11 protein-coding genes are annotated in these 16968 nt (G+C 60.9%); 7 read left to right on the top strand and 4 right to left on the bottom strand.

The features are described from left to right. Positions 1-55 precede the first annotated feature (55 nt). The 4 genes from xdhA (at position 56) to guaD (ending at position 6227) form a co-directional block, all read left to right on the top strand. Positions 56-1510 (top strand): xanthine dehydrogenase small subunit, encoded by a 1455-nt coding sequence (xdhA, locus tag KGA88_RS19150; protein WP_223593534.1) that lies wholly within the window; start codon positions 56-58, stop codon positions 1508-1510. Then, the gene (gene xdhB / locus KGA88_RS19145) at positions 1503-3902 is read left to right on the top strand and encodes a xanthine dehydrogenase molybdopterin binding subunit (protein WP_223593533.1); all 2400 of its coding nucleotides are present in this window, start codon (positions 1503-1505) and stop codon (positions 3900-3902) included. Before xdhA ends, xdhB begins: the two co-directional genes overlap by 8 nt. A 139-nt stretch (positions 3903-4041) precedes the next feature. After that, positions 4042-4899 (top strand): xanthine dehydrogenase accessory protein XdhC, encoded by an 858-nt coding sequence (gene xdhC, locus KGA88_RS19140; protein ID WP_110660868.1) that lies wholly within the window; start codon positions 4042-4044, stop codon positions 4897-4899. A 23-nt stretch (positions 4900-4922) separates the two neighbouring features. Beyond that, positions 4923-6227 carry a guanine deaminase gene (guaD, locus tag KGA88_RS19135; protein ID WP_110660867.1) on the top strand — a complete coding sequence of 435 codons (1305 nt, stop codon included), beginning with the start codon at positions 4923-4925 and terminating at the stop codon, positions 6225-6227. A gap of 157 nt (positions 6228-6384) precedes the next feature. Here the strand turns inward: guaD and KGA88_RS19130 are convergent, their stop codons facing one another. Beyond that, the gene (locus tag KGA88_RS19130; RefSeq protein ID WP_008050187.1) at positions 6385-7149 is read right to left on the bottom strand and encodes a GntR family transcriptional regulator; all 765 of its coding nucleotides are present in this window, start codon (positions 7147-7149) and stop codon (positions 6385-6387) included. 410 nt (positions 7150-7559) lie between these two features. Between KGA88_RS19130 and KGA88_RS19125 the strand changes: the two genes are divergently transcribed. Then, positions 7560-8774, top strand: coding sequence for a benzoate/H(+) symporter BenE family transporter (locus tag KGA88_RS19125; protein ID WP_223593532.1), 1215 nt, complete (start codon positions 7560-7562; stop codon positions 8772-8774). A gap of 109 nt (positions 8775-8883) precedes the next feature. On the opposite strand, the gene KGA88_RS19115 is transcribed toward KGA88_RS19125, so the two are convergent. Next, positions 8884-9228 (bottom strand): YggL family protein, encoded by a 345-nt coding sequence (locus KGA88_RS19115; RefSeq protein WP_007971486.1) that lies wholly within the window; start codon positions 9226-9228, stop codon positions 8884-8886. Positions 9229-9462: 234 nt separating this feature from the next. Here KGA88_RS19115 and dacB point away from each other — a divergent pair, with 234 nt between their 5' ends. Further along, positions 9463-10923 (top strand): D-alanyl-D-alanine carboxypeptidase/D-alanyl-D-alanine-endopeptidase, encoded by a 1461-nt coding sequence (dacB, locus tag KGA88_RS19110; RefSeq protein WP_110662780.1) that lies wholly within the window; start codon positions 9463-9465, stop codon positions 10921-10923. A gap of 137 nt (positions 10924-11060) precedes the next feature. On the opposite strand, the gene KGA88_RS19105 is transcribed toward dacB, so the two are convergent. Both KGA88_RS19105 and rlmKL read right to left on the bottom strand, forming a co-directional pair. Then, positions 11061-13460 (bottom strand): GGDEF domain-containing protein, encoded by a 2400-nt coding sequence (locus KGA88_RS19105; protein WP_223593530.1) that lies wholly within the window; start codon positions 13458-13460, stop codon positions 11061-11063. Between the two features lie 198 nt (positions 13461-13658). After that, positions 13659-15929 carry a bifunctional 23S rRNA (guanine(2069)-N(7))-methyltransferase RlmK/23S rRNA (guanine(2445)-N(2))-methyltransferase RlmL gene (gene rlmKL, locus KGA88_RS19100; protein WP_223593528.1) on the bottom strand — a complete coding sequence of 757 codons (2271 nt, stop codon included), beginning with the start codon at positions 15927-15929 and terminating at the stop codon, positions 13659-13661. A gap of 529 nt (positions 15930-16458) precedes the next feature. Here rlmKL and rmf point away from each other — a divergent pair. Next, positions 16459-16674, top strand: coding sequence for a ribosome modulation factor (gene rmf / locus KGA88_RS19095; protein ID WP_003223300.1), 216 nt, complete (start codon positions 16459-16461; stop codon positions 16672-16674). Positions 16675-16968: the final 294 nt, after the last annotated feature.

Raw genomic sequence — 16968 nt, 5'->3', positions numbered from 1 at the left:
CCTGCTAAATTCGGTCCTATCGGTTAACAACAATAATGAGTCTGCGAGGCCTTCCGTGATCCAGTTTTTACTAAACCAGGAACTCCGTAGCGAGCACGCCCTGGACCCGAACCTGACCGTGCTCAATTATCTGCGCGACCATGTGGGCAAGCCCGGCACCAAAGAAGGCTGCGCCAGCGGTGACTGCGGCGCCTGCACCGTGGTGGTTGGCGAATTGCAGACCGATGATGACGGTCGCGAACACATTCGTTATCGCAGCCTCAACTCGTGCCTGACCTTCGTGTCGTCCCTGCACGGCAAACAATTGATCAGCGTTGAAGACCTCAAGCACAAAGGTGAACTGCACAGCGTGCAGAAAGCCATGGTCGAGTGCCACGGCTCGCAATGCGGCTTCTGCACTCCCGGTTTCGTGATGTCGCTGTTTGCCCTGCAAAAGAACAGCGACGCACCGGATCATGCCAAGGCCCACGAAGCACTCGCCGGCAACCTCTGCCGCTGCACTGGCTACCGGCCGATCCTGGAAGCCGCCGAGCAGTCCTGCTGTGGCAAACAACCGGATCAGTTCGATGCCCGTGAAGCCGAGACCATCGCGCGCCTGAAAGCCATTGCCCCGACCGATATCGGCGAACTCAACAGCGGCGACAAACGCTGCCTGGTGCCGCTGACCGTGGCCGACCTGGCCGACCTCTACGACGCTTATCCACAGGCCCGCCTGCTGGCCGGCGGTACCGACCTGGCGTTGGAAGTGACGCAGTTCCACCGCACCTTGCCGGTGATGATCTACGTCGGCAACGTCGCCGAGATGAAACGCATCGACCGTTTTGACGATCGCCTGGAAATCGGCGCCGCCACCTCCCTTTCCGACTGCTACGAGGCCTTGAACGCCGAGTATCCGGATTTCGGTGAATTGCTGCACCGCTTCGCCTCCTTGCAGATCCGCAACCAGGGCACCCTCGGCGGCAACATCGGCAACGCCTCGCCGATCGGTGACTCGCCGCCGCTGCTGATCGCACTGGGCGCGCAAATCGTCCTGTGCAAAGGCGAAACCCGCCGCACCATGGCCCTGGAAGATTACTTCATCGATTACCGCGTCACTGCGCGCCAGGAAAGCGAGTTCATCGAGAAGATCATCGTGCCGCGCGCCTGCGTCGAAAAACTGTTCCGCGCCTACAAGGTGTCCAAGCGCCTGGACGATGACATCTCTGCTGTCTGTGCCGCCTTCAACATTCGCCTGGAAAACGGCGTAGTGGCTGAAGCCCGCGTCGCCTTCGGTGGCATGGCGGCCATCCCGAAACGTGCCGCTGCCTGCGAAGCCGCGCTGCTCGGCTCGCCATTCAACAACGCCAGCGTTGAGCGCGCCTGCGCTGCCCTGGGCGAAGACTTCACGCCGCTCTCGGATTTCCGCGCCAGCAAGGAATATCGCCTGCTCAGCGCGCAGAACCTGCTGCGCAAATACTTCATCGAACTGCAAACACCGCACATCGAGACTCGGGTGACCGCTTATGTCTAATCATCATGCCGTAGAGAAGACCCAAGCCGAATTGGCTGAACTGTTCGCCAAGGACCTGACCACCGGTGTCGGCCGCAGCGTCAAGCACGACAGCGCCGCCAAGCATGTGGCCGGTGAAGCGCAGTACATCGACGATCGCCTGGAGTTTCCGAACCAGTTGCACGTCTATGCACGCATGTCGGACCGTGCCCACGCCCGCATCATCAGCATCGACACCGCGCCGTGCTACGCCTTCGAAGGCGTGCGCATCGCCATCACCCACGAAGACGTGCCGGGCCTGAAAGACATCGGCCCACTGATGCCCGGCGATCCGCTGCTGGCCATCGATACTGTGCAATTCGTCGGTCAACCGGTGGTCGCCGTCGCCGCGAAAGACCTGGAAACCGCACGCAAGGCCGCGATGGCCGCGATCATCGAATACGAAGACCTGGAACCTGTGCTGGACGTGGTCGAAGCGCTGCGCAAACGCCACTTCGTACTCGACAGCCATACCCATAAGCGTGGCGATTCAGTCTCGGCGCTGGCCACCGCCGAGCACCGCATACAGGGCACGCTGCACATCGGCGGCCAGGAACACTTCTACCTGGAAACCCAGATCTCTTCGGTGATGCCGACCGAAGATGGCGGCATGATCGTCTACTGCTCGACCCAGAACCCTACCGAAGTGCAGAAGCTGGTAGCCGAAGTACTGGACGTGTCGATGAACAAGATCGTCGTCGACATGCGCCGCATGGGCGGTGGTTTCGGCGGCAAGGAAACCCAGGCGGCCAGCCCGGCGTGCCTGTGCGCGGTGATCGCGCACCTCACCGGCCAGCCGACCAAGATGCGCCTGCCGCGCGTCGAAGACATGCTGATGACCGGCAAGCGTCACCCATTCTACGTCGAGTACGACGTGGGCTTCGACAGCACCGGCCGCCTGCACGGCATCAACCTGGAACTGGCCGGCAACTGCGGTTGCTCGCCTGACCTGTCGGCGTCGATCGTCGACCGGGCGATGTTCCACTCGGACAACTCGTACTACCTGGGTGACGCGACCATCAACGGTCACCGCTGCAAGACCAACACCGCGTCGAACACCGCCTACCGTGGTTTCGGCGGCCCGCAGGGCATGGTCGCCATCGAAGAAGTGATGGACGCCATCTCTCGCCACCTGGCCCTGGATCCTTTGGCGGTGCGCAAGGCCAACTACTACGGCAAGACCGAGCGCAACGTCACCCACTACTACCAGACCGTCGAGCACAACATGCTCGAAGAGATGACCGCGGAGCTTGAAGAAAGCAGCCAGTACGCCGAGCGTCGCGAAGCGATTCGTCGCTACAACGCCAACAGCCCGATCCTGAAAAAAGGCCTGGCGCTGACCCCGGTGAAATTCGGTATTTCCTTCACTGCCAGCTTCCTCAACCAGGCGGGTGCCCTGGTGCACATCTACACCGACGGCAGCATCCACCTGAACCACGGCGGCACCGAAATGGGCCAGGGCCTGAACACCAAGGTCGCGCAGGTCGTGGCTGAAGTGTTCCAGGTGGAAATGGACCGCGTGCAGATCACCGCGACCAACACCGACAAGGTACCGAACACCTCGCCGACCGCCGCTTCCAGCGGTGCCGACCTGAACGGTAAAGCCGCGCAGAACGCCGCCGAAACCATCAAGCAACGCCTGGTGGAGTTCGCTGCCCGCCAGTACAAAGTCAGCGAAGAAGATGTGGAATTCCACAACGGCCACGTGCGGGTCCGCGATCACATCCTGACCTTCGAAGCGCTGATCCAGCAGGCGTACTTCGCCCAGGTGTCGCTGTCGAGCACCGGGTTCTACAAGACTCCGAAAATCTACTACGACCGCAGCCAGGCTCGTGGTCGTCCGTTCTACTACTTCGCCTTTGGCGCGGCGTGCTGCGAAGTGCTGGTCGACACCCTGACCGGCGAATACAAGATGCTGCGCACCGACATCCTCCACGACGTCGGCGCCTCGCTGAACCCGGCCATCGACATCGGTCAGGTCGAGGGTGGTTTCATCCAGGGCATGGGTTGGCTGACCATGGAAGAGCTGGTGTGGAACAACAAGGGCAAGCTGATGACCAACGGCCCGGCCAGCTACAAGATCCCGGCCGTGGCGGACATGCCGCTGGACCTGCGGGTGAAGCTGGTGGAAAACCGCAAGAACCCGGAAGACACAGTGTTCCACTCCAAGGCCGTGGGCGAACCGCCGTTCATGCTCGGGATCGCCTCCTGGTGTGCGATCAAGGACGCCGTAGCGAGCCTGGGTGATTACAAGCATCAACCGAAAATCGACGCACCGGCGACCCCGGAGCGCGTGTTGTGGGGCTGTGAGCAGATGCGCCAGTTGAAGGCGGCGAAAGCGGCCGAAGCTGAAGTCGAGTTGGCTCCGCTCTAGGACCGAGGTGACTGGATCGCCAGCAAGCCGGCTCCTACAGACAGGCGGTGCGTCGCGATTTTGCGACCGACACGAAACCTGTAGGAGCCGGCTTGCTGGCGAAGACGACCGAACAGACAACGACGATGTCGAGGTGAACATGTACAACTGGATCGACGCCCTCGCCGACCTGCAAAACCGCGGTGAACCCTGCGTACTGGTCACCATCATCGAAGAGCTCGGCTCGACGCCGCGCAACGCTGGCTCGAAGATGGTCATCAGCGCGAACCAGGCCTTCGACACCATCGGTGGCGGGCACCTGGAATACAAGGCCATGCAGATCGCCCGCGAGATGCTGGTTAGCGGCAAGCAGGACACCCATCTTGAGCGTTTCAGCCTCGGCGCCAGCCTCGGCCAATGCTGCGGTGGTGCAACCGTTTTGCTGTTCGAACCGATGGGCCAGGTGCAGGCGCAGATCGCCGTGTTCGGTGCCGGCCACGTAGGCCGCGCCTTGGTGCCGCTGCTGGCCAGCCTGCCTTGCCGGGTGCGCTGGATCGATTCGCGGGAAGATGAATTCCCCGAGCAGATTCCCCACGGCGTGCGCAAAATCGTTTCCGAAGAACCTGTGGATGAAATCGATGATCTGCCTGCCGGCAGCTATTGCATCGTGATGACCCACAACCACCAGCTCGACCTCGAACTCACCGCTGCGATCCTCAAGCGCAACGACTTCGCCTACTTCGGCCTGATCGGTTCGAAGACCAAACGCGTGAAGTTCGAACACCGCCTGCGCGACCGTGGTTTCGACAGCAGCGTCGTGCAACGCATGCGCTGCCCGATGGGCATCGGCGAAGTCAAAGGCAAGTTGCCTGTGGAAATCGCCATCTCCATCGCCGGCGAAATCATCGCCACCTACAACGCCAATTTCGGCCAGCAAACGTCCAGCGCCGAACCGATTGCCAAACTGCTGCCCGCTTCACGCCGCAGCCACGCTTCGAAGCAAGCCGCCTCGAACTGACAAGCCAGACATTGAGAACTCACATGCCTTTGACTCGCAAAGCCTACCGCGCCGCCATCCTGCACAGCATCGCCGACCCTGCCATCGTTGGTATCGAAGCCTCCTACGAGTATTTCGAAGACGGCTTGCTGGTTGTGGATAACGGCCAGATCAGCGCCCTCGGCCACGCCAGCGAACTGCTGCCGACCCTGCCGGCCGATATCGAAATCACCCACTACCAGGACGCGCTGATCACCCCTGGCTTCATCGACACCCACATCCACCTGCCGCAAACCGGCATGGTCGGCGCCTACGGCGAGCAATTGCTGGACTGGCTCAACACCTACACCTTTCCGTGCGAAAGCCAGTTCGCCGACAAGGCCCACGCCGACCAGGTCGCGGATATTTTCATCAAGGAACTGCTGCGCAACGGCACCACCACGGCGCTGGTATTCGGCAGCGTACACCCGCAATCGGTGAACTCGTTCTTCGAAGCGGCCGAGCAGCTCGACCTGCGCATGATCGCCGGCAAGGTGATGATGGACCGCAATGCCCCGGACTATCTGACCGACACCGCTGAATCCAGCTACGTCGACAGCAAGGCGCTGATCGAACGCTGGCACGGCAAGGGTCGCCTGCACTACGCGGTCACCCCACGCTTCGCACCGACCAGCACCCCGGAACAGCTGACCCTGGCCGGCCAGTTGCTGACCGAATACCCGGATCTGTACATGCAGACCCACATCAGCGAAAACCTCAAGGAAATCGAGTGGGTCAAGGAACTGTTCCCGGAGCGCAAGGGTTACCTGGACGTCTACGATCACTACCAGTTGCTCGGCGAGCGCTCGGTGTTCGCCCACGGTGTGCACCTGTGTGATGACGAGTGCGCGCGGCTGGCGGAAACCGGTTCGGCCATCTCGTTCTGCCCGACCTCGAACTTCTTCCTCGGCAGCGGCCTGTTCAACCTGCCGATGGCCGAGAAGCACAAGCTCAACGTCGGCATCGGCACCGACGTGGGCGGCGGCACCAGTTTCTCGCTGCTGCAAACCCTCAACGAAGCCTACAAGGTCATGCAGCTGCAAGGTGCGCGCCTGAGCCCGTTCAAGTCGCTGTACCTGGCCACCCTCGGCGGCGCCCGCGCGCTGCGTCTGGAAGACAAGATCGGCACCCTGCTACCGGGCACCGACGCCGACTTCCTGGTGCTGGACTACAACGCCACGCCGCTGCTGAGCTATCGCTTGCAGCAGGCCAACAACATTGCCGAGACGTTGTTTGTGTTGATGACGCTGGGGGATGACCGGACTGTGCTGCAGACTTATGCGGCGGGGAATCTGGTGCATCAGCGCTAAGATTTTTCCGGGCATAAAAAAATCCCCCGCAATCGTTAGATTCCGGGGGATTTTTTATGCCCTGTAGGAGCGAGCTTGCTCGCGATGAACCCAAGGGCACCACTGGGTATCAGGCTTCCCGCGTAATCGTTAACGACCATCGCGAGCAAGCTCGCTCCTACAGCTTCGCGGTGGAACGCCCAGGCTTCTTGGTCTGCAACAAATGCGAGAACACCGCATGCAGATCATCCGACGCACTTTCCTCATCAAGGTTGAGCTTGCTGTCGATGTGATCCATGTGATGCATCATCAGGTTGACCGCCAGCTCAGCGTCGCGCTTCTCGATGGCGTCGATCAACTGGGTGTGCTCGTCGTAGGAGCAATGGGAACGGTTGCCGCTTTCGTACTGGGCGATGATCAGCGATGTCTGGGACACCAGGCTGCGCTGGAAGCTGATCAACGGCGCGTTTTTCGCCGCTTCGGCCAGTTTCAGGTGGAATTCGCCCGACAGGCGGATGCCGGCACCACGGTCGCCACGGGAAAAGCTGTCGCGCTCGTCGTTGACCATCTGGCGCAATTCGGCAATCTGCTCGGCGGTCGCGTGCTGAACGGCCAGTTCAGTGATCGCGCGCTCCACCAGACGGCGGGCCATGAACACCTGACGGGCTTCTTCGACGCTCGGGCTGGCGACCACGGCGCCGCGATTCGGACGCAGCAACACCACGCCTTCATGGGCCAGGCGCGACAAGGCGCGGCGAATGATGGTACGGCTGACCCCGAAAATCTCCCCCAGCGCTTCTTCGCTCAACTTGGTGCCGGGCGCCAGACGCTGCTCGAGGATGGCCTCGAAGATATGCGCGTAGACAATATCGTCCTGGGTACCGCTGCGGCCGGCTTTACCAGCTCGCGGTTGTTTCTTTAGGGGTTGCAACTGTTCGTTCATGGGCACTCGAGTCGGAAGAACTGCGGCGAATTGACCGTGACTGTAATACGGCACAGTGGGTCGCTGGCAAGTATCGCGTAAAAAACACTGCGATTGTACACAATGGAGGGTGGCAACACGACTGTACGGCTGAATGTTGCCTCGGCTGTATCGCAACGCCTGGTTACTTTTGAGTTTAGGCTTAAAACACAAAACTTTTGTCGAGAGACATTTTTGTGGCGAGGGAGCTTGCTCCCGCTCGACTGCGCAGCAGTCGTAAAATCAGCCGACGCATTCCATTGGACACACCGCGGTGCCTGGATTGGGGCTGCTTCGCAGCCCAGCGGGAGCAAGCTCCCTCGCCACACATTTGGGTTAGCCACAAATACCTGCCGGATTCACTGCTTTCATAGACAAGGAACACCACCGTCATGAACGACGCCACGCACACGCAACTCCGCCCGTTGGCCGACACCTCGCCCTCGGCCATCGTCGCCGGGTTCATTGCCATGATGACCGGCTACACCAGTTCCCTGGTGTTGATGTTCCAGGCCGGGCAAGCGGCGGGCCTGAGCAGCGGGCAGATTTCTTCGTGGATCTGGGCGATCTCCATCGGCATGGCGGTGTGCTCCATTGGCCTGTCCCTGCGTTATCGCACGCCGATCACCATTGCCTGGTCGACCCCCGGCGCCGCGCTGCTGATCACCAGCCTGGGCGGCGTGAGCTACGGCGAAGCCATTGGCGCCTACATTACCTGCGCAGTGCTGGTGACGATTTGCGGGCTGACCGGCAGCTTCGAACGGCTGGTGAAAAAGATCCCTGCCTCCCTGGCCGCCGCCCTGCTGGCGGGGATCCTGTTCAAGATCGGCAGCGAGATTTTCGTCGCCGCGCAACACCGCACCGCCCTGGTACTGGCAATGTTCGTCACTTATCTGCTGGTCAAGCGCCTGTCGCCGCGTTATGCGGTGTTGGCGGCATTACTGATTGGCACCGCCTTGTCAGGCTTCATGGGGCTGCTGGACTTCAGCGGTTTTCACCTGGAGGTGGCTACACCGGTGTGGACCACGCCGCACTTCTCCATGGCCGCAACCATCAGCATCGGCATCCCGCTGTTTGTCGTCGCCATGACCTCACAGAACATGCCTGGCATCGCCGTACTGCGCGCCGACGGTTACACGGTGCCCGCCTCTCCGCTGATCACCACCACCGGCATCGCCAGTTTGCTGCTGGCACCGTTCGGCTCCCACGGGATCAACCTGGCGGCGATCAGCGCGGCAATCTGCACCGGGCCGCACGCCCATGAGGATCGCAACAAACGCTACACCGCGGCGGTCTGGTGCGGGATTTTCTACGGGATCGCCGGGGTGTTCGGCGCGACGCTCGCGGCATTGTTTGCCGCGCTGCCCAAGGAACTGGTGCTGTCGATCGCGGCGCTGGCGCTGTTCGGCTCGATCATCAACGGCTTGAGCATCGCCATGAGCGAAGTGAAGGAACGTGAAGCGGCGCTGATCACCTTCATGGTCACGGCATCGGGGCTGACGCTGTTTTCCATCGGTTCGGCGTTCTGGGGGATTGTCGCGGGGGTGGTGACGCTGGTGATCCTGAACTGTGGGAGCGAGCCTGCTCGCGATGGTCGTCAACGATAACGCTGGGAACATGACACCCCGCGGTGCTCTCAGGTTCATCGCGAGCAAGCTCGCTCCTACAAAAAAAGCATAAAAAACGGCGACCCTTGGGTCGCCGTTTTTTAGAACATCAAGCTACCGGATTGATCGGCTTTTCCGGGTACCAGACGTCCAGCAGCGGGCTGACTTCAACGCTGGTCAGCTCGGTGCGGCCTTTGAGCCAGGCTTCAACGGCAGCGCGCTGTTCAGCGCTGACCGAGCCACGCTTCTGCAGGCAAACCAGACCGTAGTCGTCGCCGCCAACATAACCCAGGCCGTTGGCTTCCATGGCTTCTTTGAGGAACGCGTCGAGGAAAGCATCAATGGCTTCATCAGCCAAATCTTCTTTGAAATCCAGGTTCAGTTCGAAACCCAGCTCTTGAAATTCATCGACGCACAGTTTTTTGCGCAGACGCTGGGAACGGTTAGTCGCCATTGGAACAATCCTCTTAAGTAATAACGGGCGGCACTTTAGCAGTTTAAGCCGCCGATTGCCTGACTCTCTGGGCCACCACGCCTACCGTCGGTAAAAAAATAGCCGTTCAGACAGCCCGCGCACGGCACAACTCGTGACACCTTGGGGCATAATGCCGACACTTTCATGACCATTGAGGGAATTTATCTCCATGCCCTCATCTTTTTTCCCCTCGGCTGTAGGGTTTTATTTCAGATGATCAAATCTTTGCGTCCATTGCTGTTGGCCGGTTTTCTTCTCCCCCTGGCCCTTCCCGTTTGCGCCGCCCCCATCAATACCGCGTTGTCGCCCAACGTTGAAAAAGCCCTGAAAGCCAGCAAGTTGCAGGACAACGCCCTGTCGCTGGTGATGATCCCGCTCACCGGTCCCGGCACCCCGACGGTGTTCAACGCCGACGTCTCGGTCAACCCGGCGTCGACCATGAAACTGGTCACCACCTACGCGGCCCTGGAAATGCTCGGCCCGAACCACCAGTGGAAAACCGAGTTCTACACCGACGGCACCTTGAGTGGCGGCATCCTCAACGGCAACCTCTACCTCAAGGGTGGCGGCGATCCGAAGCTGAACATGGAAAAACTCTGGCTGTTGATGCGCGACTTGCGTGCCAACGGTGTCACCCAGGTCACCGGCGACCTGGTGCTGGATAAAACCTTCTTCGTGCAACCGCAACTGCCGGAGTTCAATGACGACGGCAATGACGAGAACAAGCCGTTCCTGGTCAAACCCGACTCGCTGCTGGTCAACCTCAAGGCGCTGCGCTTCGTCGCGCGCAATGACTCAGGCAAGGTACTGGTCTCGGTGGAGCCGCCGATTGCGAGCATCCGCATCGACAATCAGGTCAAGGCCCTCAACTCCAAGCAATGCACCGGTGGCGTGCGCTACAACCCGGTGGCTCAGGCCGATGGCACTGTGACCGTTACCGTCGGCGGTCAACTGGGTGAAGGCTGTAGCTCGCAGACTTACCTGTCGCTGCTCGACCACGCGACCTACACCGCCGGCGCCGTCCGCGCGATCTGGAAGGAACTGGGTGGCAGCATCCAGGGCAAGGATGTGCTGGCGCCTACACCGAAAGACGCCAAGGTCCTGGCCCGGGCGTTCTCGCCGGACCTGGCGGAAATCATCCGCGACATCAACAAGTACAGTAACAACACCATGGCCCAGCAGTTGTTCCTGAGCCTCGGCCAACGCTTCCGTACCGATGCCGATGGTGACGACGCCAAGGCCGCCCAGCGTGTCGTGCGCCAGTGGCTGGCTAAAAAGGGCATCACCGCGCCGCACCTGGTGATGGAGAACGGCTCCGGCCTGTCCCGTGCCGAGCGCGTCAGCGCCCGGGAAATGGCCTCGATGCTCGAAGCGGCCTGGCACAGCCCGTATTCTGCCGAATACATCAGCTCGATGCCGATTGCCGGCACCGACGGCACCATGCGCAAACGCCTGAAGACCACTGCCATGCGCGGTGAAGCCCACGTCAAGACCGGCACCCTGAACACCGTGCGGGCGATTGCCGGTTTCAGTCGCGACGTTAACGGTAATACCTGGGCAGTGGTGGCAATCCTCAACGACAAGGCCCCGTTCGGCGCTTCTTCGGTGCTTGATCAGGTGCTGCTGGACCTGTACCGCCAACCGAAAGTGCCGCAGACGGCTTCGGTGTTGTAACCGGCCCCTGAGAACCACGGAGATCTACTGTGGGAGCGGGCTTGCTCGCGAAGACGGCAGCACATCCAACAATGATGTGACTGACAAACCGCTTTCGCGAGCAAGCCCGCTCCCACAGGGTCAGCGTACAACCCGGGTTAAATCATTTCCTCTTCGACCCTATCCCTTCCCGCCTGCTTTGCCGCATACACCCCCGAATCCGCGCGCAACAGCAAGGCATCGGCGCCCTCTCCAACCCGCCAACTGGCAATCCCGAAACTGGCGGTGACCGTACCGACACCTTCGATGGGTGAACTGCGCAGGCCTTGCCACAATTGCTGGGCCAACACATAGGCATGTTCGCCACTGATATCCGGGCACAGCACCATGAACTCTTCACCGCCCAGGCGGCAGAACACATCGGTGCGACGCAGCCGGTGGCCGATCCGTTCGCAGACCGCCTGCAACACCCGATCACCGATGGCATGACCATGCAGGTCATTGATCCGCTTGAAGTGGTCGATATCGAGCATGATCACCGACAGATCCCCACCGCCACGCTCCACCCGGGCCATTTCGGTGGTCAGGCGTTCCTGGAAATAACGCCGGTTGTGGATGCCGGTCAGCGAATCGGTGACCGACAACGCGCGCAACTCTTCTTCCACCCGTTTCATATCGGTAATGTCCGAGATGTAGCCGTGCCACAGCACACCGCCACCGGGCAGTTCCTCCGGAGTGGCTTCGCCGCGAACCCAACGCAAACCACGTTGCGGCAGCTGCACGCGGTACTCCTCGCGCCAGGGGCTGAGGGTGTCGGCCGAGGCGCGGATCGAGGCGCGGACACGGGTGGTGTCCTGAGGGTGAATGCGGGTGAAGATCGACTCGGCATTGAGCAGCAGCACATCGGGCTCCAGCTCATAGATCTCGCGAATGCCGTCGCTGGCGTAGATCACGCTGAAACGCCCGTCGAACTCCATCTTGAACTGGTAGATGCCACCGGGCACGTGGGCGCTGAGTTTCTTCAACAGCAGGTCCCGCGCTGCGAGCGCTTCGTGGACCCGTTTGCGTTCGGTGATGTCGATGCACACCGCCAGGTGCCCGACCCACAGGCCTTGCTCGTCGAGCACCGGTGTGGCGAGCATGTTGACCATCAAATGGCTGCCATCGCCGCGCACCAGCGTCCACTCCCGCGCCTCGTGGCCGCCCTCCACGCCGCCTTCGACCAGCATCGCCTGGCAGGTCGGCACCGGTTTGCCATAACGTGCGCTCAACTCCGCCGAGCGAGCGACCAATTCCCGGGGCAGGTGCAGGTTCTCCAGGGTCATATGGCCGACCACTTCGGCACTGATATAGCCGAGCATCTGCTCGGCACCGGCATTGAAGGTGCTGATGACGCCGCGCAGGTCGGTGGCGATGATCGCGACCTGGGTGGCGGCATTGAGCACGCCTCGCAACTGACCATGGGTGCCACGCAGTTCCTGCTCTCGATCGCGCAGCTCCTGGGTGCGTTGCTCGACCAGCCTCAACGCCCGCTGCCGCTGACTGACCAACACATACAGCAAGGCACTGAGCATCACGCTGAGCAATCCACCCAACACCACCAGGCTGGTTACCGAGGAATGGTTGGCCTGCACGAACGCATCGCTGGGCTGGATATCGACCTGATAGTCATGGTCGGCCATGCGCAACAGGCGCGTGGCGGACAATTCGCTGATGGCCGGCGGGTTGGGCGACTCGAACAGCACCTCGTGCTGGTCGTCGGTCGACAAATCGAGGATGCGCACCGAGAGATAGTCATGGCTCGCTTCCGGCAGTCCGTCCGCCAGCAACTGGCGCATGCTGATCACCGCCATGACATAACCGTAGGGCTTCGCGGCTGCGTGGTCCTGACTGTTGCGCTTGGTGACCGGCGCGACCAGCAACACGCCTCGCGCATAGGCCGGCTCGATACTCACCAGGTGCATTGGTTGTGATACCGCCATGCCGCCATGCCGATCAGCCCGTTCGAGCGTGGCACGCCGCAGCGGTTGGGCCAGCAAGTCGTAACCGAGGGGAGAACCGAGTTTGCTTTGCGTCTGGCTATACAGCACCGCTACGTACTCATCTCGCTCGCCGGCCAGTTGCAATTGGCCGGCGGCATTGAGTTCTCTCAGGGTGAAAGTGCTCAAGCCTTCGTCACTCGCTCGACGCTCGAACGCCGCCCGCTCGTCACGAGTGACCCGCTGGGCATAGGAGTACGCCTGGGTACGCAGCAGCAAAGGTTGGGTATAGCCGTCGAACTCCGCCCGGGACACCGAATCGGAGTTGGCGAAAAAACGGCGCAAGCCATCGAGGCGCTGCACCTGATCTTCAAAACGCTCTTCGATACGGCTGTAACGCTCACTGGCCAGCAGTTGAAAGCGTTGCCGCAATTGATGGTGAAACAGATTCAGCGTCGACCACGCCAGCAAGCCCGTGAGCACCCCACCGACAAGCAATACCAGCAACGCGACCAGCCAGGCCGAGACATCTTCGCTGATAAAACCCAGGATCTTGGGGCGCACGGCGTGCAACGACATAGAACGCAAACTCAAAACGCCAGGTGCGGGGAACCCCTTTGGCCATGAGTTGAGTTATAGCTATTAGCCACTAATTTGACCAGCACTGTAGGAGCGAGCTTGCTCGCGATGGTCTCAAGAACGCCGCGTGCATTCAGAAAGCTCGCGTTATCGTTATCGACCATCGCGAGCAAGCTCGCTCCTACAGGTATCCACGTATCAACGGGCCGTGATTTTCCAGGCACGATGAATCTTGGCGTTACGGGCAAAATCCGGATCGATGGTCTGGGCGGTGATCTCTTCGACCGCATAGCGCTCGCCGAGATTGGCCTCCAGTTCGAACTTGCGGAAGTTGTTGGAGAAGTACAACACACCACCTGGCGCCAGACGCGCCATGGCCAGGTCGATCAGTTGCACCTGATCGCGCTGCACGTCGAACACGCCTTCCATACGCTTGGAGTTGGAGAACGTCGGCGGGTCGATGAAGATCAGGTCGTACTCGTCACGACTGGCTTCCAGCCACGCCATCACATCGCCCTGCTCCAGGCGGTTCTTGTCGGAAAAACCGTTCAGCGACAGGTTGCGACGCGCCCAGTCCAGATAGGTTTTCGACAGGTCGACACTGGTAGTGCTGCGCGCACCGCCCTTGGCCGCATGCACACTGGCCGTCGCGGTGTAGCAGTACAGATTGAGGAAGCGCTTGCCGGCCGCCTCTTTCTGGATACGCATGCGCATTGGCCGATGGTCGAGGAACAGGCCGGTGTCGAGGTAGTCGGTGAGGTTCACCAGCAGCTTGATCCCGCCTTCGTTGACCTCGACGAACTTGCCCTGCGCCGCCTGGCGCTCGTACTGCTTGGTGCCGCTCTGACGCTCGCGGCGCTTGACCACCACGCGGCTCTTGTCGATGTTCAACGCCTGCGGAATCGCCGCCAGGGCATCGAACATGCGCGCCGAGGCTTTTTCCGGGTCGATGGATTTCGGCGCGGCGTACTCCTGGACGTGGACCCAGTCGTGATACAGGTCGATGGCCATGGAGTATTCCGGCATGTCGGCATCATAGACGCGGTAGCAGTCGATGCCTTCACGCTTGACCCACTTGCCCAGGGCCTTGAGGTTCTTTTGCAGGCGGTTGGCGAACATCTGCCCGCCTTCGCTCAGGCGCGGTTGCTCGACCACCGGAGCGGGTGCCGGCGTCGGCTTGATCGGGTTGCCGTTCTTGTTGAACTTGCGTTCCTGCGGCTCGTCCGGCGTCTGATCGTAGGCGGCTTGTTCACGCTCGACCTGGCGTTGCTCCGGGGTACGGCGCTCGCCAGTGACGAACTGGTCCGGCAGCACCTTGATCAGCAACAGCTTGCACGGCAAGGCGCCGTTCCAGAACGAATACTGTTTGTGGCTGCGGATGCCCATGCGCTTGCCCAGGTCCGGCGCGCCGGTGAACACCGCCGCTTCCCAGTTCAGGCAGGCCTGACGCAGGCGTTCGCCGAGGTTCTGGTAGAGGTAGAGCAGGCTCGCCTCGTCACCCAGACGCTCGCCGTACGGAGGGTTGCAGATCACCAGGCCTTTCTGGTTCTGGTCCGGGCGCGGTTCGAACGTCGCGACTTCGCCCTGGTAGATCTTGATCCACTCGCTCAGGCCGGCACGCTCGACGTTGTTGCGGCCCGGTTGAATCAGCCGTGGATCGGCTTCGTAGCCGCGAATCCACAACGGTGGCTTGGCCAGGCCGGCCGCCGCGCGCTCAGAGGCTTCTTCGTGGAGTTTTTTCCACAGCGCCGGCACGTGACCGAGCCAGGCGGTGAAGCCCCACTGCTCGCGACGCAGGTTCGGCGCGATGTCGGCGGCGATCATTGCCGCTTCGACCAGGAAGGTCCCGACACCGCACATCGGGTCGGCCAGTGCACCGCCTTCGGCCGCGATACGTGGCCAGCCGGAACGGATCAGGATGGCGGCCGCGAGGTTTTCCTTCAGCGGTGCCGCACCTTGCTGCAGGCGATAGCCGCGCTGGTGCAGGCTGTGGCCGGAGAGGTCGAGGGACAGAATGGCTTCGCCACGGTCCAGGCGCAGGTGAATGCGCAGGTCCGGGTTGAGCTTGTCGATGGACGGACGGTCGCCTTGCGGGGTGCGCAGTTTGTCGACGATGGCGTCCTTGACCTTCAGCGCGCCGAAATGGGTGTTGTCGATGCCCGAGCCATGGCCGCTGAATTCGACGGCCAGGGTGCCGTCATTGAGCATGTGGTCTTGCCACTCGATGTCCAGCACGCCGTGGTACAGGTCTTCGGCGTCCTTCATCTGGAAACGCTTGAGCACCAGCAGCACGCGGTTGGCCAAGCGCGACCACAGGCACAGGCGATAAGCGGTTTCCATGGTGGCCATGCCGCGCACGGCAGAGGTGTGTTCCCGTGCTTCCTCAAGGCCAAGCCCGATGGCTTCCTCGATGAGCAGGCCTTCAAGGCCTTTTGGGCAAGTGAGGAAGAGTTCGAAACGATCGGACATGGGAATTCCAGAACCTTTAGCTGAGTGACCGGGCAACGCATTGCCGGTCCGGTTTTCAATCAGGCGCTTTTCTCGAAGAGCGCCCGCGTGGCACGAAAGTGTGCCGCTCCACCCCTGCTGCCCGGGTTAAATGAGCTTAGATGCAAGGACAGATAAAAAAGTTGATGCAACAAAATGTCATAAGTCGACCCTTCGTCGAATAGTGCTTCCCGGCAACGGGAGCCATTCTCAGTAAAGGATTAAGCCCATCATCCAGCGCAGGGCTGATCATACCGGGGTTTGGCCAATAAATACGCTAAAAACACGCTGTTACTTATGGCCTTAGCACATGAATAGTTACGTGCTTATGACAAAACGATCATTCCCTCGATGTGACGCATTGGTTAGAACTCAATACAGGTTGGCGCCGCAATGACGCCAACACCTTGGCTCGTCACGCCGGCAACGAGCCCCAACGGCAGAGTTTTTCTGCCAGACCTCGATAGAGGTCGACGCGATAAATACAGTCAACAAGTGAGGGCTACACCCTATGAGAAGACTTAAGCGTGATCCGTTGGAAAGAGCATTTTTGCGCGGATATCAATATGGCGTTGGTGGCAAATCCCGTGAGCTTTGCCCATTTACTCTACCGTCGGTACGTCAAGCCTGGATCAACGGCTGGCGAGAAGGACGCGGCGACAACTGGGACGGTATGACCGGCACTGCGGGAATCCACAGACTCAACGAACTTCACGCCGTCGGCTAATTACAGGGCACAACACTCCGACACGACAATTTGACTTTGTACTGAATTAACCATGCGTGTCCCATCCGGACCGCGGGCTCCGGCCCAGGGGCTCCTTCAAGGAGCCCTTTTTTATGCCTGCTCAATTTCAGCGGCAAACCTTTGTGGCGAGGGGGCTTGCCCCCGTTGGGCTGCGAAGCGGCCCCAAAACCAAACAGCTCGGTGTGTCAGGTAAAACAGTGTGCAACGATTTACGACTGCTTCGCAGCCGGACGGGGGCAAGCCCCCTCACCACAACCCCCCCCCCACAAAAGC

The sequence above is a fragment of the Pseudomonas sp. A-R-19 genome, assembly GCF_019956575.1.
In the GTDB taxonomy this organism is placed as follows: Bacteria; Pseudomonadota; Gammaproteobacteria; order Pseudomonadales; family Pseudomonadaceae; genus Aquipseudomonas.
This window is presented reverse-complemented; position numbering and strand designations above follow the sequence as displayed.